Annotated in this window: 23 protein-coding genes; 14 read left to right on the top strand and 9 right to left on the bottom strand. The window is 69.7% G+C overall.

The features are described from left to right. Positions 1-2 precede the first annotated feature (2 nt). Positions 3-1,094: a hypothetical protein gene (locus ACIBVP_RS25530; protein ID WP_396108826.1), complete on the top strand. Its 1,092-nt coding sequence runs from the start codon at positions 3-5 to the stop codon at positions 1,092-1,094. A gap of 13 nt (positions 1,095-1,107) precedes the next feature. On the opposite strand, the gene ACIBVP_RS25525 is transcribed toward ACIBVP_RS25530, so the two are convergent. The 4 genes from ACIBVP_RS25525 to pdhA form a co-directional block, all read right to left on the bottom strand. Next, on the bottom strand, positions 1,108-1,731 hold the full coding sequence (locus ACIBVP_RS25525; protein ID WP_396108825.1) for a DUF3558 domain-containing protein: 624 nt from the start codon (positions 1,729-1,731) through the stop codon (positions 1,108-1,110). Positions 1,732-1,843: 112 nt separating this feature from the next. Continuing rightward, entirely contained in the window at positions 1,844-3,154 is a 1,311-nt protein-coding gene (locus ACIBVP_RS25520) for a dihydrolipoamide acetyltransferase family protein (protein WP_396108824.1), read from the bottom strand. Positions 3,155-3,157: 3 nt separating this feature from the next. Next, positions 3,158-4,174: an alpha-ketoacid dehydrogenase subunit beta gene (locus ACIBVP_RS25515; RefSeq protein WP_396108823.1), complete on the bottom strand. Its 1,017-nt coding sequence runs from the start codon at positions 4,172-4,174 to the stop codon at positions 3,158-3,160. Next, positions 4,174-5,379, bottom strand: a complete 1,206-nt coding sequence (gene pdhA, locus ACIBVP_RS25510) for a pyruvate dehydrogenase (acetyl-transferring) E1 component subunit alpha (RefSeq protein WP_396108822.1) — start codon at positions 5,377-5,379, stop codon at positions 4,174-4,176. The genes ACIBVP_RS25515 and pdhA overlap by 1 nt, the downstream gene beginning before the upstream one ends. Positions 5,380-5,809: 430 nt before the next feature. Between pdhA and ACIBVP_RS25505 the strand changes: the two genes are divergently transcribed. After that, on the top strand, positions 5,810-5,959 hold the full coding sequence (locus ACIBVP_RS25505) for a hypothetical protein (protein WP_396108821.1): 150 nt from the start codon (positions 5,810-5,812) through the stop codon (positions 5,957-5,959). 15 nt (positions 5,960-5,974) lie between these two features. After that, on the top strand, positions 5,975-7,405 hold the full coding sequence (locus tag ACIBVP_RS25500; protein ID WP_396108820.1) for a M20/M25/M40 family metallo-hydrolase: 1,431 nt from the start codon (positions 5,975-5,977) through the stop codon (positions 7,403-7,405). Here the strand turns inward: ACIBVP_RS25500 and ACIBVP_RS25495 are convergent. Next, the gene (locus ACIBVP_RS25495; protein ID WP_396108819.1) at positions 7,390-8,442 is read right to left on the bottom strand and encodes an ADP-ribosylglycohydrolase family protein; all 1,053 of its coding nucleotides are present in this window, start codon (positions 8,440-8,442) and stop codon (positions 7,390-7,392) included. The two genes, ACIBVP_RS25500 and ACIBVP_RS25495, sit on opposite strands and share 16 nt — an antisense overlap. Before the next feature lie 80 nt (positions 8,443-8,522). On the opposite strand from ACIBVP_RS25495, the gene ACIBVP_RS25490 reads away from it, so the two are divergent. Further along, a complete protein-coding gene (locus tag ACIBVP_RS25490; RefSeq protein WP_396108818.1) occupies positions 8,523-9,620 on the top strand; it encodes an MFS transporter in 1,098 nt (365 codons plus the stop codon). On the opposite strand, the gene ACIBVP_RS25485 is transcribed toward ACIBVP_RS25490, so the two are convergent. Then, positions 9,609-10,358 carry an ESX secretion-associated protein EspG gene (locus tag ACIBVP_RS25485; protein WP_396108968.1) on the bottom strand — a complete coding sequence of 250 codons (750 nt, stop codon included), beginning with the start codon at positions 10,356-10,358 and terminating at the stop codon, positions 9,609-9,611. The two genes, ACIBVP_RS25490 and ACIBVP_RS25485, sit on opposite strands and share 12 nt — an antisense overlap. Positions 10,359-10,522: 164 nt before the next feature. Between ACIBVP_RS25485 and ACIBVP_RS25480 the strand changes: the two genes are divergently transcribed. From ACIBVP_RS25480 to ACIBVP_RS25445, 8 genes are all read left to right on the top strand, one after another. Further along, on the top strand, positions 10,523-13,210 hold the full coding sequence (locus tag ACIBVP_RS25480; protein ID WP_396108817.1) for an MGH1-like glycoside hydrolase domain-containing protein: 2,688 nt from the start codon (positions 10,523-10,525) through the stop codon (positions 13,208-13,210). Between the two features lie 93 nt (positions 13,211-13,303). Further along, a complete protein-coding gene (locus ACIBVP_RS25475) occupies positions 13,304-14,293 on the top strand; it encodes an ABC transporter substrate-binding protein (protein WP_396108816.1) in 990 nt (329 codons plus the stop codon). Positions 14,294-14,295: 2 nt separating this feature from the next. After that, a complete protein-coding gene (locus ACIBVP_RS25470) occupies positions 14,296-15,216 on the top strand; it encodes an amino acid ABC transporter permease (protein WP_396108815.1) in 921 nt (306 codons plus the stop codon). Beyond that, a complete protein-coding gene (locus tag ACIBVP_RS25465; RefSeq protein WP_396108814.1) occupies positions 15,213-15,992 on the top strand; it encodes an amino acid ABC transporter ATP-binding protein in 780 nt (259 codons plus the stop codon). Before ACIBVP_RS25470 ends, ACIBVP_RS25465 begins: the two co-directional genes overlap by 4 nt. Before the next feature lie 98 nt (positions 15,993-16,090). Further along, complete coding sequence (locus ACIBVP_RS25460) at positions 16,091-18,343, top strand: hypothetical protein (protein ID WP_396108813.1); 2,253 nt, start codon at positions 16,091-16,093, stop codon at positions 18,341-18,343. 12 nt (positions 18,344-18,355) lie between these two features. Continuing rightward, complete coding sequence (locus tag ACIBVP_RS25455) at positions 18,356-18,829, top strand: SRPBCC family protein (RefSeq protein ID WP_396108812.1); 474 nt, start codon at positions 18,356-18,358, stop codon at positions 18,827-18,829. Positions 18,830-18,883: 54 nt separating this feature from the next. Then, the gene (locus ACIBVP_RS25450; protein WP_396108967.1) at positions 18,884-19,177 is read left to right on the top strand and encodes a GroES family chaperonin; all 294 of its coding nucleotides are present in this window, start codon (positions 18,884-18,886) and stop codon (positions 19,175-19,177) included. A gap of 13 nt (positions 19,178-19,190) precedes the next feature. Continuing rightward, complete coding sequence (locus tag ACIBVP_RS25445; RefSeq protein ID WP_396108811.1) at positions 19,191-21,014, top strand: VanW family protein; 1,824 nt, start codon at positions 19,191-19,193, stop codon at positions 21,012-21,014. Positions 21,015-21,082: 68 nt separating this feature from the next. Here the strand turns inward: ACIBVP_RS25445 and ACIBVP_RS25440 are convergent, their stop codons facing one another. The 3 genes from ACIBVP_RS25440 to ACIBVP_RS25430 all read right to left on the bottom strand — a co-directional run bounded on the left by ACIBVP_RS25440 (position 21,083) and on the right by ACIBVP_RS25430 (position 24,199). Next, on the bottom strand, positions 21,083-21,361 hold the full coding sequence (locus ACIBVP_RS25440; RefSeq protein ID WP_396108810.1) for a GlsB/YeaQ/YmgE family stress response membrane protein: 279 nt from the start codon (positions 21,359-21,361) through the stop codon (positions 21,083-21,085). Between the two features lie 150 nt (positions 21,362-21,511). Beyond that, entirely contained in the window at positions 21,512-23,344 is a 1,833-nt protein-coding gene (locus ACIBVP_RS25435) for an acyl-CoA dehydrogenase (protein WP_396108809.1), read from the bottom strand. Positions 23,345-23,479: 135 nt separating this feature from the next. Next, positions 23,480-24,199, bottom strand: a complete 720-nt coding sequence (locus ACIBVP_RS25430; protein ID WP_396108808.1) for a LuxR C-terminal-related transcriptional regulator — start codon at positions 24,197-24,199, stop codon at positions 23,480-23,482. 148 nt (positions 24,200-24,347) lie between these two features. Here ACIBVP_RS25430 and ACIBVP_RS25425 point away from each other — a divergent pair, with 148 nt between their 5' ends. Further along, positions 24,348-24,803 (top strand): DUF4304 domain-containing protein, encoded by a 456-nt coding sequence (locus tag ACIBVP_RS25425; protein ID WP_396108807.1) that lies wholly within the window; start codon positions 24,348-24,350, stop codon positions 24,801-24,803. A gap of 42 nt (positions 24,804-24,845) precedes the next feature. Next, positions 24,846-25,289 carry a helix-turn-helix transcriptional regulator gene (locus ACIBVP_RS25420; RefSeq protein ID WP_396108806.1) on the top strand — a complete coding sequence of 148 codons (444 nt, stop codon included), beginning with the start codon at positions 24,846-24,848 and terminating at the stop codon, positions 25,287-25,289. Positions 25,290-25,294 lie beyond the last annotated feature (5 nt).

Raw genomic sequence — 25,294 nt, 5'->3', positions numbered from 1 at the left:
CGATGGCCCTGCCTCCCGGTTGCGAACCGATTCCCGTCGACGGCATCCGCGCCGAGATCAACCCGCGGATGGCCGAGGTGGCGGCGGAACTGAACGCATGGATTCAGTACCTCCTTCAACCGGAGTCGAACGACGGCCCGCGTATTTACCGCCAGCGCGGCGCCACCGGTTCGCCGCCGTCGGATCTGGAGATGGCGTACCGGGTTCCCCGGCTCGACGACCAGGCCAACATCTACGACACGGTTTCGGTGCTGGAGGACTTCGCGGGCGACCCCGGGTGTTTCTTCAGGCCCGCCCAGGCGGTGTGCGGAATCGACACCGAGGTAATCGAGGAGACGTTCGTCAAATTGGTGGACGGCGTACTGACCTGGCATCGGGAAGGTGCCCCGAGCATGCCGAGAACGGAGACCACCGAAACCAAGAAGGACCAGGAACCGTGGCCTGTCCCGGACATGAAGTACATGGACGTCACCGACACCCGGATCAACTGGCTGGTCATGCGCAAGTCATGGGTGGCACGCGAGGACCTCTGGGCCCACGAGTATGAGCGTGACTTCCTCGACTATCAGATGCGGACGGAGAACTGCCTGTACGCGGTGGCCGAGCATCTCGTGCGATACCGGGCCATCATGCACAAGGCCGGGGAGGACGTTGTCACGTTGATGGAGGGGCTGATTCGGTTGTGTCCGCGTCCCGCCCCGGCGGATGTCCAGATTTCGGCCGACGTGAAGTCGATTGTCGTCACGGGCATCGTCGCCGCGGCGGCCACCGTTCTGACGGCTGGCGCGGGTGGTGTGACCGCCGCAGTCCTGCTCGGCGCGACGGCCGTGGAGATGGCCGGTGAGGCGGTCAAGACCGCTTCGGCGAAGAAGGATCTGGTCGTCGGCAACAAGGACTACCTCCGCGACGTCGTGAGGGAGTACCTGAAGAACGTCGAGCAGATCGAGCGTGAGGTCGCCGAGGCACTGACGGATCTCGGCGACTCGCTGCGCCGCCGTCTCGATCAGATTCGCCAGGTGCGCGAGTACAAGAGCTACGGCGAATCGCCGCTCACGGACAAGGTGCCGTTCTTCGACGACTACCGACGTGCGTGACTGTTGCCCGGAATCAGTTGGCGGCCTTGATGGTGGTCAGCACGGCGGTGGCGATGCTCTTCGCCGCGGCGCAGGTGTCCCGCCCATCCCAGTCGTTCCAGTCATAGTAGTAATACGTGACGTCGAAGAAGGTGGTGTCGCTGGTGCCGACATCGACGTGGCACCGGGTCCGGTCCTTCGATGGGGCATGAACAACGGCCGGGAAGCCGTCGATCTCGGTAGGTGTCCAGTGGGGGCTCGGGGTTGCCGGGCGGCGGTCGGTGTAGATGTAGGTCAGCCCGTTCTTGATGCGCGGGAAGTAGTTGACATACGCCGTCAGGGTGTTCTTGGGGTTCAGGTTGTAGTTGCACCCGACCTCGGCTTCGTAGGCGTCGTCGCCGCGGTTCACCTCCGGGTCGATGAGCTTCAGGTCAGCCAGTTGGGTGGCGGTGAGGCTGCTGCACGGGTCGTCGACGAACTTCTTGATGTCGAGCGGGTTGCGCACCTTCGGTGCCTGATTCTCGGGATCCGTTGGTGTGCTGGGGATGGGTGTGGTCGAGGTACCCGTGACGGGCGGGGTGGGTTCGCTGTCGCAGGCGGTGAGTGCTAGGGCAGAGACGGCCGCCATGACGGCGAGCCGGATTTTTGGTGACGTCATCGATTTCCCCCTCGCGGACGCTCGTGTTCCGAGCATAGGGAGTCGCGCGCGGAGGGATGGCGGATTCGAACGGTTCTGGGTGGGGCGTGCCGCGAACGGCACGCCCCAGTCGTCAGAACGTGATGGCCATGGCGGGGTCGGCCATGATGGCGCCGACGTCCGCCAGGAACTGTGAGCCCTGCTGGCCGTCGATCACGCGGTGGTCGAAGCTCAGCGACAGCTGGCACACCTTCCGCACCTTGATCTCACCGTCGACCACCCACGGCATGTCCTTGATCGCGCCCAGCGCGAGGATCGCGGACTCACCCGGGTTGATGATCGGTGTGCCGGTGTCCACACCGAACACGCCCACGTTGGTGATGGTGAACGTGCCGTTGAGCATGTCCGCGGGTGTCGTCTTGCCGTCGCGGGCGGTGTTGGTCAGCGCATCGAGCGCGACCGCCAGCTCCCGCAGCGACATGCCGTCGGCGTCGCGGATCTTCGGGACCACCAGGCCGCGCGGCGTCGCGGCCGCGATGCCCAGGTGCACGTAGTCCTTGTAGACGATCTCCTCGCCCGCCCACACCGAGTTGATGTCGGGCGTCCGCTTCGCCGCCAGGCACACGGCCTTCGCGGCGAACGTGAGCGGGGTGATCTTGACGTCGCGGAACGCGGGGTGCGTCTTCAGCTTGGCCCGCAGCTCCATCATCGGCGTGACGTCGACCGTCAGGAACTCGGTCACGTGCGGGGCGGAGTACGCGCTCTCGACCATGGCCTGCGCGGTCATCTTGCGCACGCCCTTGACCGGGACCCGCCGTTCGCGTTCGCCGGACGGAACAACCGGGGTGGCGGGGCCGCGGGCCGCCCGTTCGACGTCCTCGCGGGTGATCACACCCGAGCCGGCCAGCGACCGCAGGTCCACGCCGAGGTCCTTGGCCAGCTTGCGCACCGGCGGCTTCGCCAGCGGCACCAGCGACGCAGGCTCGACCAGCGCGGCCGGGGAGTCCGGCACGGTGACCGGCTCCGGTGCCGCGACCGGCGGCGGCGCGGTGGCGACCGGGGCGGGCGCCGCGTTCTTGCGCGGCCGCCGCTTCGCCGTCGACGCCTTCGGGCCGTAGCCGACGAGCATGGCCTGCCCGTTCGTCTCGGCGGGCGTGGCGGCGGCGGGTTCCTGCGCGGGCGGCGCCGCGGCGCCGCCCGGGTCCACGTCGATCGTCACGATCGGCTCGCCGACGTTGACCGTCTGACCCGGCTCCGCGTGCAGTTCCGTGACGACCCCGGCCCACGGGCACGGCAGCTCGACCGCGGCCTTGGCCGTCTCGATCTCGACGATGATCTGGTTGACCGCCACCTCGTCGCCCGGCTTGATGTGCCAGGTCAGGATCTCGGCGTCGACCAGGCCCTCCGCCGTGTCGGGCAGGGGGAACACCTTGAAGTCAGGCATGCCTCACCAGCCCAGCGAACGGTCGACGGCGTCCAGCACCCGGTCGAGGTCGGGGAGGAACTCCTCCTCGAGCTTCGACGGCGGGTACGGGGTGTCGAAGCCCGTGACGCGCAGGACCGGCGCCTCCAGGGAGTAGAAGCACTCCTCCTGCACGCGTGCCGCGATCTCCGACGTCAGCGACGCCTCGGACGGCGCCTCCGACACGACCACCAGGTGACCGGTGCGGCGCACCGAGTCGAACACGGGCGTCAGGTCCAGCGGGGAGAGCGTGCGCAGGTCGATGACCTCCAGCTCCTTGCCCTCCTCGGCCGCGGCGGCCGCCGACTCCAGGCACGTCTTCACCATCGGGCCGTACGTGGCGATGGTCGCGTGGGTGCCCTTGCGCAGCACGCGCGAGGCGAACAGCGGCTCCGGCTTCGCGTCGAAGTCCAGCTCCGCCTTCTCGTAGTAGCGCCGCTTCGGCTCGAAGAACAGCACCGGGTCGTCGCACCGGATGGCCTGCTGGATCATCCAGTAGGCGTCGACCGGGTTGGAGCACGAGACGACCTTGAGGCCAGCGGTGTGCGCGAAGTACGACTCGGGCGACTCCGAGTGGTGCTCGACCGCGCCGATCCCGCCGCCGAACGGCACGCGGATCACCATCGGCAGGTTGATCTTGCCCTGGCTGCGGAAGTGCAGCTTCGCCACCTGCGACACGATCTGGTCGAACGCGGGGAAGATGAACCCGTCGAACTGGATCTCGCACACCGGCCGGAAGCCGCGGATGGCGAGGCCGACGGCCGTGCCGACGATGCCGGACTCCGCGAGCGGCGTGTCCAGCACGCGCTGCTCACCGAAGTCCTTCTGCAGCCCGTCGGTGATGCGGAAGACGCCGCCGAGCTTGCCGACGTCCTCGCCCATGACGATGACCTTCGGGTCCGCTTCCATGGCGGCACGCAGGCCGAGGTTGAGGCTCTTGCCGAGCGTGACGGTCTGGGTCTTCATCGACTGCTCTGACTTGTTCATGACTGGCGCCGCCATCAGTGCCCACCCCCGTCGAACCCCGCCGCGTACTGGAGGAAGTTGTCGCGCTGCGCCTCCAGCACCGGGTTGCCCTCGGCGTAGACCTCGGAGAAGATCCGGCCGTGCTCCGGCTGGGGCATGTTCTGGCAGAACTCGCGCAGCTCGGCGGCGAGCGCGTCGGAGTCCGCCTGTACCTGGTCGAAGAACTCGTTCTCGGTGTCCATGTGGCGCACCAGGTGCACCCGCACCCGCTCGATCGGGTCCTTCAGCTTCCACGCCTCCAGCTCGTCGGACAGCCGGTAGCGGGTCGGGTCGTCGGTCGTGGTGTGCGCGTCCATGCGGTACGTGAACGCCTCGATCAGGACCGGGCCGTTGCCGTGGCGGCACTCGTTCAGCGCCCAGCGGGAGACGGCCAGGGTCGCGAGCACGTCGTTGCCGTCGACGCGGATGCCGGGGAAGCCGTAGCCGCGTGCGCGCTGGTACAGCGGCAGCCGCGACTGGCGTTCGGTGGGCTCGGAGATGGCCCACTGGTTGTTCTGGCAGAAGAACACGAGCGGCGCGTCGTACACCGAAGCCCACACGAAGCCCTCGTGCACGTCGCCCTGCGAGGTGGCGCCGTCGCCGAAGTAGCAGATCGTGGCCTCGCCGTCGTCGTCGCCGACCTTGCCCTCGAACCGCTGGCCCATCGCGTAACCGGCCGCGTTCAGCACCTGGTTGCCGATGACGATCGTGTACAGGTGGAAGCGGTTCGCGATCGGGTCCCAGCTGCCGTGGTCGGTGCCGCGGAAGATGCCGAGCAGCTCCGTCGGCTTGACGCCACGGGTCCACGCGACACCGTGCTCCCGGTAGCTCGGGAACGCCATGTCCTGGGGCTTCAGTGCCCGGCCCGAACCGATCTGCGCGGCTTCCTGGCCGAGCAGCGGCACCCAGATGCCGAGCTGCCCCTGCCGCTGCAGCGCGTTCGCCTCACGGTCCACCCGCCTCGTCAGGACCATGTCGCGGTACAGGTTCCGCAGGTCCTCGGCGGTGACGTCGGCGACGTAGGGGTCCCAATGGCTGTCGGCGACCCGTTCGCCTTCCGGCGTGAGGAGCTGTACCAGCTCCGGGCCACCTTCACTCGTTGCGCGCAATCCGGCGATCACCTGTTCCGCGGTCGGCTTGGCCGCGGTGGCGGCCGGTCCGACTCCGGGCTCCGGGTGCGTCCACTGTTCTGGGGACGACATGCGTTCTCCTAGTTGTCGACGCCGGGCGTTCGCTTGTGGCGTCCGCGCGGCCGCGCCACCGGCGGTCACCTGCCCGGGGTAGAGGGCGGTTCGACCGTCGCTGGCGCTGACGGTTTCGGCACTCATCCTGGCATGCGCTAGCTCGATCCGGTGAGGTCCGAACGTCGGCATCTGGCCGTCCGCGAGCCGCTGAGCTGCGGAAACCGTAGGACAACCGACTTTAGGACCTTCATCGGCCGGTGCGTGACCACCTCCTGGCGGGCAGTGAACGCGGCAGCTCAGAGCCGTCGCGGGGACCACGTCACCCGGGCTCCGCGTGGCGCCGGTTCCGGCGTCCGGCCGACCACCCCACTGCCCGAAGTGATCTGCGTCACTGGCCATGGTAGTCGTCTTCGCTCGACGACCACCGGAGGCGAACTACGCTGCGGTAATGGCGGACTGGCGAACCGAGCGCGTGCGCAGGGCTGAGGAGGCCCTCGACGAGGCCGCACAGGCGGCCGAGGAAATCCTCTCGTCGATCGCGCCCAGACCGGTGTCCGATCCGGAGCCGGAGCACACTGTGCTGCGCGATGCCTGGTAGTGGCACTATCGCCGGGTGGACGACGCACAGGTACGAACAACAGTTGACCGGACGTGGGACGCGGAGATCCTGCCGAGCCTGTCCGAGCTGGTGAGGATCCCCGCCGTGTCGGTGGCGTTCGACGCGAAGTGGGCCGAGAACGGCCACCTCGACGCCGCCGCCGAGCACGTGCGCGACTGGCTCGCCGCCCGCGACATCCCGGGCGCGACGGTCGAGATCCTCCGGTTGCCCGAACGCACCCCCGTGGTGTTGATGGACGTGCCCGCGTCCGAGGGCATGCCCGCCGACGGCGGGACCGTCCTGTTGTACGGCCACCTGGACAAACAGCCGCCGGTCGGTGGCTGGTCGGAGGGCCTCGGCCCGTGGACCCCGGTGGTCCGCGGCGACCGGCTGTACGGGCGCGGCGCCGCGGACGACGGCTACTCCGGTTACGCGGCGTCCGCCGCGATCGAGGCGCTGCGGGCGGCGGGCGGCAGGCACGCGCGCTGCCTCGTGCTCCTGGAACTGTCCGAGGAGTCCGGCAGCCCCGACCTGGACGCCTACCTGGACGCCTACCGGGAACGGCTCGGTGACATCTCGCTGGTCGTGTGCCTGGACTCCGGCGGCCAGGACTACGAGCGGCTCTGGCTGACCACGTCGCTGCGCGGCCTGGTGTCGACGACCGTGACCGTGCGGGTCATGGAGTCGGGCCAGCACTCCGGTTCGGCCAGCGGCATCGTGCCCAGCTCGTTCCGGATCATGCGGCAGCTGCTGGACCGCGTCGAGGACGCGGCCACCGGCGAGATCCTGCTGCCCGAGCTGCACGGCGAGATCCCGCCGGAGCGCGACGCGGAGATGAAGGCGCTGGCAGACCTCGACCCGGGCGCGGTGAAGTCGGCGTTCCCGCTGGTCGACGGCATGTCGGCGGCGTCGGACGACGACTACCGGCTGATGGTCGCCAACTCGTGGCAGCCGACGCTGTCGGTCATCGGCGCGGCGGGCCTGCCCGCACCGGAGGACGCGGGCAACGTGCTGCGGCCGTTCACCACGCTGAAGCTGTCCTTCCGCCTGCCGCCGTCGGTCGACCCGAAGGCAGCGCTCGCCGCGGTCGAGCGGACGCTGACCACGGACGTGCCCTACGGCGCGCAGGTCACCCTGTCCGCGCCCGAGGAGGGCCCCGGCTGGAACGCGCCGCCCACCGCGCCGTGGCTGCGGAACGCGCTCGACGCGGTGAGCGAGACGGTGTTCGGCGGCAGGCAGTGGCTGACCATGCGCCTCGGCGGCTCGATCCCGTTCATGGGGTCACTGGCGGAGGCGTACCCGAACGCGCAGTTCGTGGTCACGGGCGCGCTCGGGAACGACAGCAACCCGCACGTGCCGGACGAGTGGCTGCACATCCCGCAGGCCAAGCGCGTCACCGAGTCGGTGGCGCACGTCCTGGACGCCCACGCTCACCAGGCCGGATAGCGGTCACCCCAGGCCGGGGGCGCGTCGCCGAACTCGGCGAGCGCGTCCCTGGTCACCTGCTCGATCACGGCCCGCAGCTCCAGCTCGGCGAGCCACTCCGGCGGGATCGCCGTCGTGCCGTGCACGGCACCGAGGATGTTGCCGCAGATCGCTCCGGTCGAGTCGCTGTCGCCGGAGTGGTTCACCGCCAGCAGGAGCCCGTCCCGCATGTCCTCGGCGGCGAGCGCGGCGGCGACGGCGATGGCGAGGGCTTCCTCCCCGGTCCAGCCGCCGCCGAGCTGGTCGGCGATCGACTCCGGCGTGGGCCTGCCGTGCGCCACGGCCGCGTCGAGTGCCGCGACCTGCTCCTCGTGCCCTTCCCACGCGAGCAGCTTCGCCCTCGTCGCGGCGATCGCGTCCGGCAGCGAGGCGTCCCGCAGGAGAAGGTGCACGAGGTGCGCCAGCGCGCCCGCGGACAGGAAGCCGCTCGGGTGGCCGTGGGTCAGCAGTGCGTTGCCGATGGCCAGCGCGAAGCCGTCCTCGCCGTGCAGCGCGTACGGGGCGGCCCGCATGACACCGCCGCAGCCCTTGGAGTTGTTGAGGCGGTTGGCGAACGAGCCGCGCGGGTTGCCCCGGGCGAACGAGCGGAGCGCCTGCGTGACCGTGTTGCCGGGCGCGCGCAGGGCGAACAGGCCGGTGTTGGTGATCAGCCAGCCGTCCGGTTGGGGTTTCGTGGCGAACGCGCCGCCGTTGCGTGCCCAGTCCGGTTCGATCGCCTGCGTGTGGAGCCAGCGCTGGTAGGCGTGCTGCATGGCCGCGAAGGGGTCCGCGTGGTCGCCGCGGTGTCCCCGGATGAGCCCTTCCAGCGTGAACAGGGTCATCTGGGTGTCGTCGGTGATGGTGCCCCGGCCGCCGTACTCCTCCTCGTAACCGGTGGTGCCGTCCGGCCCGAACCGGCGGCGGATCGTCTCGATGGCGAGGAACTCGACTGGCGCTCCGAGGGCGTCCCCGACGGCGCCGGCGAGGATGCTGCCCAGAAAACGGTCGTCGTCGATCATGGGCCAAGGTTACGATCGACGGCATGCGTGCATGGTTCCGACATTGATCTGATCTGGCACCGAGGTTCCCGGCGGCACTGGTGGTGTCGCTGCTCCTCGTGCGCTTCTTCGACGAAACGGTCGCCTACCTGCCGTACGCGGCGGTGGAGTCCATCCGCGCGGACGTCGATCTGACGTACGCCCAGGCCGGCGTCCTGCTGTTCCTGTACCCGGGCATCGGTCTGTTGACCACGCCGCTCGGCGTGCTCGTCGACCGGGCCAACCGCAGGGTGCTGGCCGCGATCGGGGGCTTCGGTTACGGCGCCGGTCTGTTCGTCTTCGCCGCCGCGGGCGACTTCTGGACGTTGTTCGTCGCCGTGTGCGTGATGGGGACGCTCGGCGACCTGCTCGTGACCGCGGGCGAGGTGTCGCTCGTCGAGATCGCGGGCGACAACGCGGAACCCGCGTTGGCCCGCGCGAACCTGATGGCGGCCGTCGGTGACCTGATGGGTCCCGCGTTGCTGGCGACGGCGTTGTGGACCGGCCTCGGCTGGCGGGCCGCGTTCTGGGCCGCGGGCGTGATGATGGTGGCCTACGGCGTCGTGCTCGCCGTGCAGCGGCTGCCGCGCCCGGTCCGCGACGACGAGGAGCCGAGCGCGTTCGGTGCGCTGATGGCCGTGATCCGCGACCGCAGGGTGATCGTGGCCGGGCTGCTGGTCGCGACGATCGTCGCGTTCGACGACACGTTCATCGGGTTCGCGGTGGCGTTCCTGATCACCGACCACGACCTGAGCCCGGCGCTGGCGACGGTCGCGACGGGGGCCGGCCTCGCGGGCGGCGTGGCGGCGGCCGCGTGGGCGAGCCGCACGAGCGGCAGGCGGGTGGGGCTCCGCACGTGTTCGTTCGCCCTGCTGGCGGGCGTGGTCCTGCTGGTCCTGGTGCCGAGCACGGTGACGGCGGCGATCGCGATGGCGTTGGTCGGCGCGGCGGTCAACCTGGCGTGGATCATCCTGCAGGCGCGCTACATGACGTTGCGTCCCGGCGAGGCGGGGGCGACGTCGTCGGTGGCGGAGGCGGTGGCCCAGATCGGGGTGACGACCCCGCTGGTGATCGGCCCGATCGCCGACCACCTCGGGCTCGGCCCCGCGATGTGGCTGTACGTCGCGGTCGCGGTGGTGTTCGTGGCGTCAGCGCGCTAGCTCGGCCACCCGGGCGCCGATGTACTCGCCGGTCCCGGGCGCCACGTGGATCCACTCCTGACGCCGCGCATGGGTCACCGACAACGCCCACCGGCCCTCGACGGTGTCCAGCACGGTCAGCCACCGCTGCGACCGCTGCCGCTCCCCGCTCGCGTCCCGCCTGGCGGCGTAGAACTTGGCGACGGTGATCCGTTCGAGCCGCAGGAGCGCGTCCAGGTGCCGGGCGCCCTCGGGCCGCGCGGGCGCCGAACGCCGCATCACCCCGCCGTCGGTCCGTCCCCTCGGCGCGTGGAAGTCGTTCTGCGGCACGGAAAACGCCTCGCCGCGGGCGACGCCGACGTCCGGCAGCCGCCACACCAGCGTCTCCACCATCCGGTCGAGCTCACAGGGCTCGAACCGGACCCGCGTGCCGGACCGCACGACGAGGACCGCGGCACGTCCACGGGAGGCGACGAGAACCGAGTACGCCTCGTCAGCGGTGGTGATCCAGCCGTAGTACTCGAGGTTCGCGTGCTGCACGACACCGAGGAGGTCGAGGAACTCCCCGTAGTCCCGCCGCTCCCCGAGCCCGGCGTCCCGCAGCTCCTGCGCAACCGCCCGCTCCGCCTCCTCCGCGAACCGCGGCGAGACGTACCGCTCGCCTCCGGCGAACACCGGGTGCGGCTCTCCCATGCGCTCCTTGCGGATGAGACTGAGCAGCGGGTGGACGGAAAGCTCGACTCCGCGCCCCGTCCGCATCACCACTCGGCCTCGTTCGTCCCACGGCTCATTCCCGGCCTCCCCCAAGTCCCCCAGTGATCTCCCGGCTGCGCTCGGTAGCCGAGGATACGACAGACCTCATCGTGGTGCCGCCATATCGGGACTCGAGGTGACGACTTCCGGCGACGGGCATCATGGGGGCCATGGTCACCGACCGCACTGCTGAACACGGCCGGTTGGCCGAGTCGAACGAGATGACGTCGCCCTGGCGGTTCTGGGGTCCGTACGTCGCCGCGCGCCAATGGGGCACGGTGCGTGAGGACTACTCGCCGCACGGCGACGCGTGGGGGTACTTCACGTTCGACCACGCCCGGTCGCGGGCCTACCGGTGGGGTGAGGACGGGATCGCCGGGATCTGCGACCGGCACGGGTTCCTCAACTTCGCCGTCGCCCTGTGGAACGGGCAGGACGACATCCTCAAGGAGCGGTACTTCGGCCTCACCAACGGCGAGGGCAACCACGGCGAGGACGTCAAGGAGCACTGGTGGGTGCTCGACGGCACGCCGACCCACTCGTGGATGCGCGTGCTCTACCGGTACCCGCAGGCCGCGTTCCCGTACAAGGAGCTGCGTGCGCGGGCGGCCGAGGCGCGGCGCGACGAGCGCGAGCCCGAACTGGCCGACACGGGTGTGCTCGCCGAGAACCGGTTCTTCGACGTCCAGGTGACCTACGCCAAGGCGGCCCCGGACGACCTCTGTGTCGACATCACCGTCACCAACCAGGGACCCGAGGCCGCGCCCCTGCACCTGTTGCCACAGCTGTGGTTCCGCAACACGTGGTCGTGGGGCCGGGACGCGCGGCGGCCCGCGCTGATCGCGTCGACCGCGCAGGGCTGGACGCGCGTGGTCGCCGAGCACTCCCGGATCGGGCGGTACACGCTGCAGGTGAGCGGGTCGCCGACGATGCTCGTCACCGACAACGAGACCGACGAGATCGGGCTGTTCGGGCGCGGCCGCAACCCCAGCCGGTACACGAAGGCCGGGATCGACGACCACGTCGTGAACGGGATCGCCGACGCGTGCCAGGTCGTCGAGCCGGGCACGGCGTCGCAGCCGGGGACGAAGGCCGCCGCCTGGTACCACTTCGAGTCCGTGGCGCCGGGCGAGTCGGTGTCGGTGCGGCTGCGGCTGATCGCCGGGAACGGGCACGGGCGCGCGTTCGGCAGCACGTTCCGCGACACCATGGCCGCCCGCGAACGTGAGGCCGACGAGTTCTACGCCGCCACCATCCCCAACGAGGACCCGGCCGAGCGGGCGGTCGTCCGCAAGGCGCTCGCCGGTCTGCTGTGGACGAAGCAGATCTACCGGTTCCGGCTCCGGCACTGGCTGGAGGGCGACCCCGCCAACCCGCCCGCCCCTCGGGAGCGGACGCGGCCGGGCGCCCGCAACGTGCACTGGCGGCACCTCGACGTCGCCGACGTGCTGTCCATGCCGGACGAGTGGGAGTACCCGTGGTTCGCGGCGTGGGACCTCGCGTTCCACATGGTCCCGTTCGCGATGGTCGACCCGGCCTTCGCGAAGGACCAGCTGCTGTTGATGTGCCGCGAGTGGATGATGCACCCGGACGGCCAGCTGCCCGCCTACGAGTGGGAGTTCGGCGACGTCAACCCGCCGGTCCACGCGTGGGCCGCGCTGCAGGTGTACCTGGCCGAGCGGCACCGGACCGGAGCCGGCGACCGCGTGTTCCTGGCACGGGTGTTCCACAAGCTGCTGCTCAACTTCTCCTGGTGGGTCAACCGGAAGGACCCCGAGGGCAACTACCTGTTCGAGGGCGGCTTCCTCGGCATGGACAACATCGGGCCGGTCAACCGGTCCGAGCGGCTGGCGGAGGGGTGGCGGTTCGAGCAGTCCGACGCGACCTCGTGGATGGCCACCTACGCGCTGCACCTCATGCGCATCGCGCTGGAGCTGGCCCGCCACGACGAGGCCTACGAGGACGTCGCCACGAAGTTCGTCGAGCACTTCCTGTCGATCGCGCAGGTGTCGTCGCGGTTCGGTTCGGCGGCCCGCGGGATCTGGGACGAGCAGGACGGCTTCTGCTACGACCTCGTGTCCCGCACCCACGGGGACGGCTCGGTCGAGTCCACGCCGGTGCGGGTGCGGTCGATGGTCGGGCTCATCCCGCTGCTCGCGACCGCCGAGCTGGAGCCGTGGGTGTTCGCGGAGCTGCCGCACTTCGCGGCCCGGCTCAACTACCTGCTGCACCACCAGCCGGAGTTCGGCCAGTTCATCACCTGGCGGGCGGGCGGCGAGCGCAGCGCCCTGCTGTCGCTGCTCGACGACGGCAAGCTGCGCCGTGTCCTCGCCCGCATGCTCGACGAGGCCGAGTTCCTGTCCCCGCACGGCGTCCGGTCGCTGTCCGCGGCACACCGCGAGGGCATGGTGGTCAACGTGGCGGGCCGTGAGCACTGGCTGCGCTACGAGCCCGGCGAGTCGCACACGGCCATGTTCGGCGGCAACTCGAACTGGCGCGGTCCCGTCTGGTTCCCGACGAACGCCCTGCTGGTCCAGGCACTGCACACCATCGACGCGTTCCACCGCGGGGAGTTCACCGTCGAGCTGCCGACCGGCTCCGGCACGACGGTGCCGCTCGGCGACGCGGCCGACGAGCTGTCCCGGCGGCTCGCCGCCCTGTTCCTGCCCGACGAGAACGGTCGCAGGCCATCGGACGGCAAACGCGTCGAGGCGCGCGACGCCCCGCTGTGGGCCGAGCACGTCACGTTCAGCGAGTTCTTCGACGGCGACACCGGCGAGGGTCTCGGCGCGACCCACCAGACCGGGTGGACCGCCCTGGTCGCGGCCTTGATCACCGGGTGGCCGAGGGCATGGTGACCCGTCCGTAACATGCCGACACTGTGCCGAGTCGCGTCCCAAATGGCAGGATGCGTGCACTCAGACCGCCAGTAAGGCTCGAGGAGTGACGAAGTGTCCCGTACCCGCCTGACCGTGCTGACCGTGCTGTGCACCGCCGCGACCCTGTTCGCGGCCGGCTGCGGTGCCACGACCGAGAACCCTGCGGACCAGGGCGGCGGTGGCGGCAACGGTGGGAGCGAGTGCACCCCGGGCGAGCCGTCGGACGTGCCCGACCCGAAGCCGCTCGCCGTCGACGCCGCCGCGGACAGCGCGCTCGGCGCCAAGGTCCCGGCCGCGGTCAAGGCCGACGGCAAGATCGTCATCGCCACCGACGCCTCGTACGCGCCCAACGAGTACACCCTCGAGGGCTCCGACGAGCCGATCGGCATGGACATCGACCTCGGGCGCGCGATCGGCAAGGTGCTCGGCGTCGAGGTGGAGTACGTCAACTCGTCGTTCGACGGCATCCTCGCGGGCATCCAGGCCGGCCGCTACGAGCTCGGCATGTCGTCCTTCACCGACACCAAGGAGCGCGAGCAGACCGTCGACTTCGTCACCTACTTCGAGGCGGGCACCTCGACGATGGTCCGCAAGTGCAACCCGAAGAACATCCAGACCATCGAGGACCTGTGCGGCAAGCCCGTCGGCGCGCAGAACGGCACCACCCAGCTCGACCAGCTGACCAAGCCCGACGCCGAGGGCTCGATCGTGAAGGCGTGCCAGGACGCGGGCAAGGAGCCGCCGACGGCGCAGGGCTTCCCGCTGCAGACCGACGTGAACGCGGCGTTGCAGGCGGGCCGGATCGACGCGTACATGGCGGACAGCCCGGTCGTCGACTACGCGGTGAAGAAGACCGGCGACGCGTTCGAGAAGATGGGTGAGGACACCGACACCGCCCCGTACGGCATCGCGATCCCGAAGAACGCGGGCACCATGAAGGAGGCCCTGCAGGGCGCGGTCCAGAAGCTCATCGACGACGGTTCGTACCAGGAGATCCTCGACAACTGGGGCACCGGCGGCGGCGCCATCGAGGAGTCGAAGATCAACGGGGCCATCTACTGAGCATGGCGTCTTCCGACACCGACCAGCAGGAGGGCCGGCTCCCGCCCGAGAAGATCGTGGCGGTGCCCGTGCGGCACCCCGGCCGCTGGATCGCGGCCGTGGTGCTGCTCGTCCTGGCCGCGATGCTGGTCAACAGCCTGGTGACGAACCCGGCCTGGCGCTGGGACGTGGTGTGGCACTTCCTGTTCTCCGGCCGGGTGCTGGACGGACTGCTGATCACCCTGCAGTTGACCGCGCTCGCGATGGTCATCGGCGTGGTGCTCGGCGTCGTCGTGGCGGTCATGCGGCTCTCGCGGAACCCGATCGTCTCCGGCATCGCGTGGCTCTACGCCTGGTTCTTCCGCGGCACGCCGGTACTGGTGCAGGTCATCTTCTGGTCGTTCATCGCGATCCTGTACCCGGTGCTGTCGCTGGGTGTCCCGTTCGGCCCGGAGTTCGTCTACTTCGACTCCAACCTGCTCATCCCGGTGTTCGCGGGAGCGGTGCTCGGCTTCGGCCTGAACGAGGCCGCCTACATGTCGGAGATCGTCCGCGCGGGCATCCTGTCGGTCGACCAGGGACAAACGGAGGCCGCCGAGGCCCTCGGCATGACCCGCCTCAAGATCCTCCGCCGGATCGTGCTGCCGCAGGCCATGCGGGTGATCATCCCGCCGACCGGCAACGAGACCATCTCGATGCTCAAGACCACGTCCCTCGCGAGCGTGATCGCGGTCGGCGACCTGTTCCGCCAGGTCCAGTTGATCTACGGCAGCAACCTCCAGCAGATCCCGCTGCTCGTCGTGGCGAGCATCTGGTACCTCGTGCTGACGTCGTTGCTGTCGGTTGTCCAGTACTTCATCGAGCGCCGGTACGCCCGAGGTGTGGTACCCGCCCGCAAGGCGGGGTTCTTCGGGCTCGGCCGGCCGAAATCGGGGCTGGCATGACCGAGCAGACCGGCACGCCCATGGTCAAGTCGGAGGGCGTGCACAAGCACTTCGGGCGGCTGGAGGTGCTCAAGGGCATCGACCTGCAGGTCATGCCCGGCGAGGTGATGTGCGTGATCGGCCCGTCCGGGTCGGGCAAGTCCACGTTCCTCCGGTGCATCAACCACCTCGAGAAGCTCACCGCGGGCAAGCTCTGGGTCGACGGCGAGCTCGTCGGCTACCGGCAGAAGGGCGACAAGCTCTACGAGCTGCGCGACCAGGAGGTCGCCGCGAAGCGCCGCGAGATCGGCATGGTCTTCCAGCGGTTCAACCTGTTCCCGCACATGACCGCGTGCGAGAACGTGATGGAGGCCCCGGTCCAGGTCAAGGGCATCGCCAAGGCGAAGGCCAGGGACAGTGCGCTCGACCTGCTCGACCGCGTCGGCCTCGCCGACAAGGCCCGGTCCTACCCGCGGGAGCTGTCCGGCGGCCAGCAGCAGCGGGTCGCCATCGCGCGGGCGCTCGCCATGGACCCGAAGCTGATGCTGTTCGACGAGCCGACCTCCGCGCTCGACCCCGAGCTGGTCGGCGAGGTGCTCGCGGTCATGCGCCAGCTGGCCGAGGACGGCATGACGATGGTCGTGGTCACCCACGAGATGGGCTTCGCCCGCGAGGTCGGCGACTCGCTCGTGTTCATGGACGGCGGCGTGGTCGTCGAGCAGGGCACCCCGCGCGACGTCATCGCCAACCCGCGGCACGAACGCACGAAGTCGTTCCTGGGCAAGGTGCTGATGTAGGACCGGGACCCCTCCCGCGCCCGGTGTGCAACATTTGATCCACAGGTTGCCGCGGCGGGGGAACCGTGCGTGACCGGGTCGCGTCGGAGTGTCGCGCCATGCACGTGCGTACTGAGGGGCGGTTGATGACCGAGGAGCCACCTGGCCGCAGGCTGGAACCGTTCGACCCGCAGCCGCCCGAGTGGGCGAGGGTGCGGGCCGAGGAGATCGTGCGCCAGATCTTCGCGTTCGAGCCCGGTCCGGGTGGGTCGCGCCCCGCGGGTGCGTGGGGGCGCAGGCGAGCCACCACGCCGCCCGTCCTCCGGTTCACGGACAAGTACATCGTCGGTGTCCTCGACCTGCGGGCGGTCGAGTTCCCGCACCTGCTCGAGTTCGTCCGCTGCCGGTTCGAGGACCCGCCGGACCTGCGGCAGACCAACCTCGCCGGCTGCGAGTTCGCGACCTGCAGGTTGCCCGGCCTGGAGGGCCGCAACCTCTACAGCGACAACGACCTGCGGTTCGTCGGCGGCACCAGGATCGAGGGCCGGGTCGACCTCACGGACGCCGAGATCAGCGGCTCGCTCGAACTGACCGGCACGAAGCTGGTCAACGTTGGCGGGTACGCGCTGCACGCCGACCGGCTGCAGCTCGCGGGCGCGCTCCTGGCCGCGAACGTGGACGTGCGCGGCCAGATGCGGATCCCCGGCCTGCGCACCGGTGGCAACGTGAACCTGGCCGGTGCCCTGCTCGAGAACCCGGAGGGGTACGCGCTGGACGGCAACGGCCTCCAGGTCGGCGGGAACTTTCAGTGCGTCGCGTCGAGCATCCGGCGGTTCACCGCGATCGGGCGGCTGTCCCTGCCGAGCGCGCGGATCGAGAGCGACTTCTCCCTGCGTGGCGCGCTGCTGCGGCCCGCGGACGAGGACTACAGCGACGGCGGCAACCAGCGGTTCTTCGACCCGAGGGCCACGCTGATCGCCGACCGGATGCAGGTCTCCGGGAACGTGGACCTGGACAAGGACTTCACCAGCACCGGCACGCTGCGGATCGTCAACGGGCGGATCGGCGGCTCGCTGCGCCTGTCCGGCGCCACCATCGACATGTCCGAGCGTGCGGAGCCGTTCGAGGAGCGGACCGGCATGACGGACGCCCCCGGGCCGTACCGCTACCGCGCGCTGCACCTCGACGGCACCGAGATCGACGGCGGCATCGACGCGCGGAACACCCGGATCGCGGGGCAGGTGCGGCTGGTCGACGTGAACACGCGCGGCAGCGTCGTGCTGGACGGTTCGGTGCTGAGCAACCGCGGCGGCGACGTGGTCGAGGGCCGCCGCTTCACGACCGGCGGCAACCTGGACGCCCGCGGCCTCGTGGTCTTCGGGTCGATCCTGCTGCCGGAGGCCGAGATCGGCGCCAACTTCGACCTCCGTGCCTCCCGGCTGCTCAGCCCGGGCAGGTACCGGCGCGACCAGTCCCAGAAACCGTCGGTCGACCTGCGTGTCGCCCAGATCGGCCGCGACCTCGTCTGTGCCCGCGGCGACGGTCAGCCGTTCTCCGCGCACGGCGAGATCCGGATCCGGCGGGCGGAGATCGGCAGGCAGACGAACTTCCAGGGCGCCGAGCTCGGCTCCCGGCTCAACGTCACCGCGATCAACGCCTTCGGCCTGATCACCCAGGAGCTGCGGGTCGACGTCGCCGCCGCGCCACGCGGCCACGTGAACCTGCAGCACGCCCGCTGCGCGAACCTGGCCGACAACGACAAGTTCTGGGACGCCTCCGGGCACATCGCGCTGCACGACTTCCGCTACGACGCGCTCGCCAAGCCGATCGAGCTGGACGACGACGCGCAGGTCAAGCACCGGCTCAAGCTGCTGCGCAACGCCATGGGCGACAACTACCGGCCGGGGCCGTACGACCAGCTCGCCACGATGCTGCGTGCGGGCGGCAACGAGGAGCACGCCTCGACCGTGCTCATCGACAAGCAGCGCTGGCGGTACGCGGCGCTCGCCGACGGGTACCGCCTGCTCGGCTTCCCGGTGGTGCTGTGGAGCTGGCTGCAGCGGTGGATGGTCGGCTACGGCTACCGGCCGATGCGTGCCCTGCTGTGGCTGGTCGCGCTGCTGATCGCGGGGTCGGTGTGGTTCTCGCTGCAACCGGTGCCGGTCGAGTCCAACGCCGACGACAAACTCGTGTGGAACCCGGTGCTGTTCACGATCGACCAGCTCGTCCCGATCGTCGACTTCGGGCACAAGAACCGGTGGCACTTCGACGGCGCGTCCCAGTGGATCACGGCCGGGCTCGTCGCGTCGGGGTGGATACTCGCGACCACCGTCGCCGCGGGCATCACACGGATGCTGCGCCGCTCGTCCTGAGCCGGAGGAACGATGATCGAACCGAGCGCGTCCGCGCGGACCGTGGTCGACGCGTCACCCGACGTGGTGTACGCGCTGGTCAGCGACCCGCCGAAGATGTCGGAGCTGACCGAGGAGCTCGACCGCGCCACCTGGCTCGGCGGGGTCGGCGAGGCGGCGGTCGGCGCCCGGTTCCGTGGGCACAACAGGCGGGCGTGGCGGCGCTGGAGCACCACGGCGACGGTCACGGACGCCGAGCCGGGGCGGCGGTTCGCGTTCGAGGTGTCCTCCTTCGCGGGCATTCCGGTGTCCCGCTGGCAGTACGACATCGTGGCGGCCGGGGTGGGGTGCGTCGTCGAGGAGCGCACGTGGGACCGGCGGCCCGCCTGGTTCAGGCCGTTCGCGAACCTCGTCACGGGTGTGCGGGACCGTGCGGATCAGAATCAGCGCAACATGGAGCACACCCTCGCGCGACTCAAGTCGGCAGTGGAGGCGGCACGCGGTTAGCCGGGGGTCGGCGGTTACCATTCCTCGGTGCCAGAACTCAAACTCGAGATCCAGATGCTGCACGACAGGGTGCTGGTGCAGCTCACTCCCGAGGAAGGGGAACGGCGCAGCACCGGTGGCATCGTCATCCCGGCGACCGCGCAGATGGCTCGGCGTCTGGCCTGGGGTGACGTGCTGGGCGTCGGCACGAGCGTGCGGAACGTGAAGGTCGGCGACCGGGTCCTGTTCAACCCCGAGGACCAGCTCGAGGTAGAGGTCCACGGGCAGACCTACCTGGTGATGCGCGAGCGCGACCTGCACGCGATCGCGAGCGAGCGGATCGAGCACGGCACGGGTTTGTATCTCTAGGGGAAGGCAAGTCGTGGAGCACCAATGGCCGGAGTCACACGCCGAGAAGACCGAAGTGCTCACGCCGGTCACGCGAACCCCTGGTGACGAGCCGACGGTCAGGATTCAGGCACCCGGGCAGCCCGCGGGTGACGCGCAGGGCAAGAAACTGCGCAAAGCGGGCATCATCGCGGGCGCGGTCTTCGCCGCCCTGGTCGTCCTCTACGGCGTGGACCTGCTGCTGAGCAGCGGGGAGGTGCCGCGCGGGGTCAGCGTGGTCGGCATCGACGTCGGCGGCGAGTCCCACGAGGACGCGGAGCGGATCCTGCGTGACGAGATCGAGCCGCGGCTCGAGAAGCCGGTGCAGGTGCGCGGCGGCGACGTCGACGTCGAGGTCAACGCGGCGGACGCGGGCCTGGCCATCGACTGGGAGGCCACCCTGGCCCGCACCGGTGAGCAGCCGCTGAACCCGATCACGCGGCTGACGTCGTTCTTCAGCACGCAGGAGATGGGTGTCGTCACCGAGACCGACGACAAGAAGCTGGACGCCGCCGTCAAGGCGCTCCAGCCGAAGATCGACCGCAAGCCCGCGGAGGGCACGGTCAAGTTCGACGGGGTCGAGCCGGTCGCGGTGGACCCCAAGCCCGGCCAGAAGCTCGACGTCGCCGGTGCGCGCCAGGCACTCGTCGACCACTGGGCCACCGGGAAGGCGGTGCAGCTGCCGGTGAGCATCACCAAGGTCAAGACGACCGCGGCCGGCGTGCGGAAGGCCGTCGACGAGGTCGCCAAGGCCGCGGTGTCCGGACCGGTGGTCGTCCACGGCGAGGGCAAGGACGCGACGATCGAGCCCGCCGTGATCGCGGGCGCGCTGGTGTTCAAGCCCGCCGACGACGGCGGGCTGACGGCGAGCATCGACCAGAAGAAGCTGGTGGCCGCGGTCGGGCCGCAGCTCAAGTCCACCGAGATCGAGGGCAAGGACGCGGAGATCGTCTTCAGCTCCGGCGCGCCGAAGGTCGAGCCGTCCGTCGACGGCAAGGCCGTCGACTGGGGCAAGACGCTGAAGCCGGTCATGGACGTCCTGAAGAAGTCCGACGGCCGGGAGCTGAAGGCCACGTACGCGCCGAAGCCGGCCAAGGTGACCACCGACGCCGCGAACAAGCTCGGCATCAAGGAGGTCATCGGCGAGTTCACCACCCAGGGCTTCGCCGCGGACTCCGGTGTCAACATCCGTGTGGTCGCCGCCGAGGTCGACGGCGCGATCGTGAAGCCGGGTGAGACGTTCAGCCTCAACGGTCACACCGGCCCGAGGACCAAGGCCCAGGGCTACGTCGAGGCGGGCGTGATCAAGGACGGCGCACCGGGCCGCGAGGTCGGCGGCGGCATCTCCCAATTCGCCACGACCCTCTACAACGCGGCGTACTTCGCGGCGATGGAGGACGCCGGGCACAAGGAGCACAGCTACTACATCAGCCGCTACCCGGCGGCGCGTGAGGCGACCGTGTTCCAGGACCACGCGGGCAACAGCGTCATCGACCTGAAGTTCAAGAACAACTCGGAGACCGGCGTGGCCATCCAGACGATCTGGACGCCGTCGACGATCACCGTGAAGCTCTGGGGCACGAAGAAGTACGAGGTCGAGTCCGTCACCGGCGGCCGCACGGACCAGACGGCGCCGCAGGAGAAGAAGGGCCCCGAGGAGAACTGCAAGGCCAGCAACGGCGCGCCCGGCTTCACCACCTCCGACACCCGGATCATCCGCGACGCGGGCTCGGGTCGCGAGGTCTCCCGCCACACCAGAACCGTCCGGTACAACCCGCAGCCGAAGATCGTGTGCGAGGCGCCGAAGCCACCCGAGTGATCGGGGAACGCGCAGGCCGAGGGGCCTCCGGAACACGGGTTTCGGAGGCCCCTCGCTGATTCAGGGCGCTAGGCGCGTGCGCGAGCCTTCGGGTACAGCGACGCCGCCAGCGTCACCGCGACCACGGCCGCGATGATCTGGAAGATGTGACGCCACCAGTCGATGCCCGGGGTGTCCCGCACACCCACCCAGCCTGCGATCAGGTTGCCTATCAGTGCGCCGACGATGCCTGCCACGATCGTCAACCAGAACGGGATCTTCTGTTCACCAGGAGCCAGGAGTCGTCCGAGGATGCCCAGGACGATGCCCGCGATGAGAAGTCCGATGATTGCGCCTACTGACCACATGAGTGCTCCTCAGCCAGAGGGTTGGTGGCCTCAGCAGTACCACCTATCGGCCGTGGTCACACCTTGAGCGTGACCTGATCGTTTCCTTGGCCGAGGACGACACCGGCCGCGGGTCGCCAGGACCCGCGGCCGGTGCGTGCGTTCAGTCGGTCAGAAGGCCGACTCGTCGATCTCCATCAGGGCGTTGTCCGCCGCCTCGACGATCTTGCGGCCCGCGGACAGCTCGGGCAGGACGTTCTTGGCGAAGAACGTCGCCACCGCGACCTTGCCCTCGTAGAAGGCCTTGTCCTTCTCGGCGGCGCCCTCGTCCAGGCGGGCGATCGCGATCTCGGCCTGGCGCTGCAGCAGCCAGCCGATCAGCAGGTCGCCGACCGCCATCAGGAACCGCACGCTGTGCTGGCCGACCTTGTAGACGCTCGCCGCGTCGTTCTGGGACGCGGTCAGGTAGCCGATCAGCGAGCCCAGCATGCCCTGGACGTCCTCGAGGGCCTGCTTGAGCAGCTGGCGGCCCTCCTTGAGCCTGCCGTTGCCGCCCTCGGACTCGATGAACTTCGTGATCTCGCCGGCCACGTGGGTCAGCGCCTGGCCCTTGTCGCGGACGATCTTGCGGAAGAAGAAGTCCATCGACTGGATGGCGGTGGTGCCCTCGTACAGCGAGTCGATCTTCGCGTCGCGGATGTACTGCTCGATCGGGTAGTCCTGCAGGAAGCCGGAGCCACCCAGGGTCTGCAGCGACTGGGCCAGCTGCTCGTAGGCCCGCTCGGACCCGACGCCCTTCACGATCGGCAGCAGCAGGTCGTTGACCCGGTTCGCGAGGTCCTGGGCCTCCTCGTCACCCTCGCCCGTCCACACCTGGTCCTGGAACGTCGCCGTGTACATGTACACGGCACGCAGGCCCTCGGCGTACGCCTTCTGCATCATCAGGCTGCGGCGGACGTCCGGGTGGGCGGTGATGGCCACCCGCGGGGCCGTCTTGTCGAGCATCTGGGTGAGGTCCGCGCCCTGCACGCGCTCCTTGGCGTAGTCCAGCGCGTTCAGGTAGCCGGTGGACAGCGTCGCGATGGCCTTCGTGCCGACCATCATGCGGGCGTACTCGATGACCTGGAACATCTGCGCGATGCCGTTGTGCACCTCGCCGACCAGCCAGCCCTTGGCGGGCGTGTCGTGCTGGCCCAGCGACAGCTCACACGTCGTGGACGCCTTGATGCCCATCTTGTGCTCGATGTTGGTCACGTAGGCGCCGTTGCGCTCGCCCAGTTCGCCCGTCTCGGTGTCGAAGTGGAACTTCGGGACCACGAACATCGACAGGCCCTTGGTGCCGGGGCCGCCGCCCTCGGGGCGCGCCAGCACCAGGTGGATGATGTTCTCGGACAGGTCGTGCTCACCCGAGGTGATGAACCGCTTCACGCCGTCCAGGTGCCACGAGCCGTCCTCCTGCTGGACGGCCTTCGTGCGGCCCGCGCCCACGTCGGAGCCCGCGTCCGGCTCGGTCAGCACCATCGTGGCGCCCCAGCCGCGGTCGATCATGAACTGGGCCCAGCGCTTCTGCTCGTCCGTGCCGTTGCGGAACAGCACCTGCGCCATGTTCGGGCCGGACATGTACATGAACAGCGGCGGGTTCGCGCCCAGCATCAGCTCGGCGGACGCCCACTGGACGGTCGGGGGCAGGCCGAGACCACCGAGGTCGTCGGTCAGGCCGATCCGCCACCAGTCGCCGTCCCACATCAGCTGGTAGGCCTTCTTGAACGACTCGGGGAGCTTCGCGGAGAAGGTCTTCGGGTCGTACGTCGGCGGGTTGCGGTCGGCGTCCGCGAACGACTCCGCCAGCGGGCCCGTGGCCAGCCGGTTCAGCTCCGCGAGCACACCACGCGCGGTCTCCTCGTCGGACTCCGCGAGAACACCCTTGCCCAGCCGGTCCTGGACGTTGAACACCTCGAACAGGTTGAACTCGAGGTCGCGGACGTTGCTCTTGTAGTGGCCCATCTCCTGGCTCCCCGTTCTCCGCGGTTCCGCGAAAGATCTGCTACCCGTCGGTAACTTCAGGATATTACTAGCCAGTAGAGCACGGCAAGCACACCGCTCGAGAAGGTGACTTTCGGCAGGTGGGAGGGGTGTAAGTCAGTTCACGCCGGGCCGTGAGCGGTGTGCGGCGCCATCCAACGTGAGCACACCGGAACGGAACGCGACGGCCACCGCGTGCGTGCGGTCCCGCGACGCGAGCTTGCGCAGGATGCTCTTCACGTGCGTCCTGACCGTCTCCACCGAGACGAAGAGGACGTTCGCGATCGCCTGGTTCTCCAGGCCGTCGGCGATCAGCTGCAGCACCTGGTGCTCGCGCTGCGACAACGGCTGGCGGGCGCCGTTCGGGCGGAGGGGGCCGGCGACCGGGGCCGTGAGGTTGACGGTCAGCGCGGCGTCGACGTAGCGCCCGTCCGGTTGGCACACGCTCTGGATGGCCTTCACGAGCTGCGGTGGCTGCGCGGTCCGGAGCACGACCCCGCGCACGCCCCCGGTGACGGCGCCAGCGACGTACTGGGTGGTCCGGCGAGCCTCGTCGACCATCAGCACGACCCCGAGGTCGCGGTTGGCGGCCAGCAGGTGGCTCAGCTGTCCGCGCGGGTCGAGTCCCGAGTCGACGAGCACGACGTCCGGCCGCAGCCGTTCACACAACCGCAGGCCCACCGAGGGGCTCTCCGCCGCACCGACCCAGCGCAGCCCCGGTGTGCGGTGCACGAGCGCGGACAGGCCTTCGCGGACGAGCGGGACACCGTCGATGAGCGCGACGCCGACGGCGCTGTGCGCCGTGCGCCCCGTCGGCGGGTTGGTGTTCGGTGTCATCTTCTCGTCCTCCTGCCGGCACTACTCCGGACAGGGGACGACTGAGTTCGGCGCGCGTGACGCGGTCGGTGAGTTTGTTCTCACGATCCATTCTGGATAGCGAACGCTTAGCACTCCACGGGTTCGCGACGCTACTGTTAGTGGCAATATGGAATCCGAGATCGAGCGCAACGCGCAGGACTGGTTCAGGTTCATGGTCGACACGAACCTGGCCCCGGGCTTACGCGCGCTCGGATTCTTCGGCGTCGGCCGCCGCTTCCGCATCGAGGGCCCGAACCACTGGGGCGAGGTCGCGGTCGAGCAGGCACGTTCCTTCACGGCGCGGGCCGTCCGCTTCACCCTGCACATCGGTGTCATGTCCCGGGACGAGTGGGCCGAGCAGCTGCGGGTGCGCCCGTACTACCCGGCGAGCGAGGCGGCGAAGGCCCAGTGGATGGGCTGGCAGGCCCCGATCGGCTCGGTGGTCGAGGTCGGCGGTTACCCGATCGGTGAGCTGTGGTGGGAGCTGGAGGTCGGGCGGCCGTTCCAGGCGCTGGCACGCGAGGTGCTCACGACGGTCCGCGAGTACGCCCTGCCCGCCATGCGCGAGCACATGGACGCCTGAGCGGGCTTATCGTCACCCGCGCACCTGTGGCACCATCGCGTCGTGACCGGCAGACCCGCGCCCGCGCAGCGCCTTCGCGACCTCGCGCTGCTGCGCCGGGTCCGCGACCGGATGGACCGGGAGTACGCGAATCCGCTGGACGTCGAGGCACTGGCGCGTGGCGTGAACATGTCGGCCGGGCACCTCAGCCGTGCGTTCAAGACCGCGTACGGAGAGTCGCCGTACTCCTACCTGATGACGCGGCGCATCGAACGGGCCATGGCCCTGCTGCGTGTCGGTGACATGAGCGTCACCGAGGTCTGCTTCGCGGTCGGCTGCTCGTCGCTCGGCACGTTCAGCACCCGCTTCACCGAACTGGTCGGCGTGCCGCCCAGCACATACCGGCGTGAGGCGCGGCAGGCGACGGAGGGCATGCCGCCGTGCGTGGCGAAGCAGGTCACGAGACCGGTCAGGAATCGAGAAGCACAGGCCGCGGGCCGCTCCTAGTGTGA

The sequence above is a fragment of the Actinophytocola sp. NPDC049390 genome, assembly GCF_044466355.1.
GTDB lineage: Bacteria > Actinomycetota > Actinomycetes > Mycobacteriales > Pseudonocardiaceae > Actinophytocola.
The sequence above is the reverse complement of the archived record's forward strand: the minus strand, read 5'-3'. Positions and strand labels throughout refer to the sequence as shown.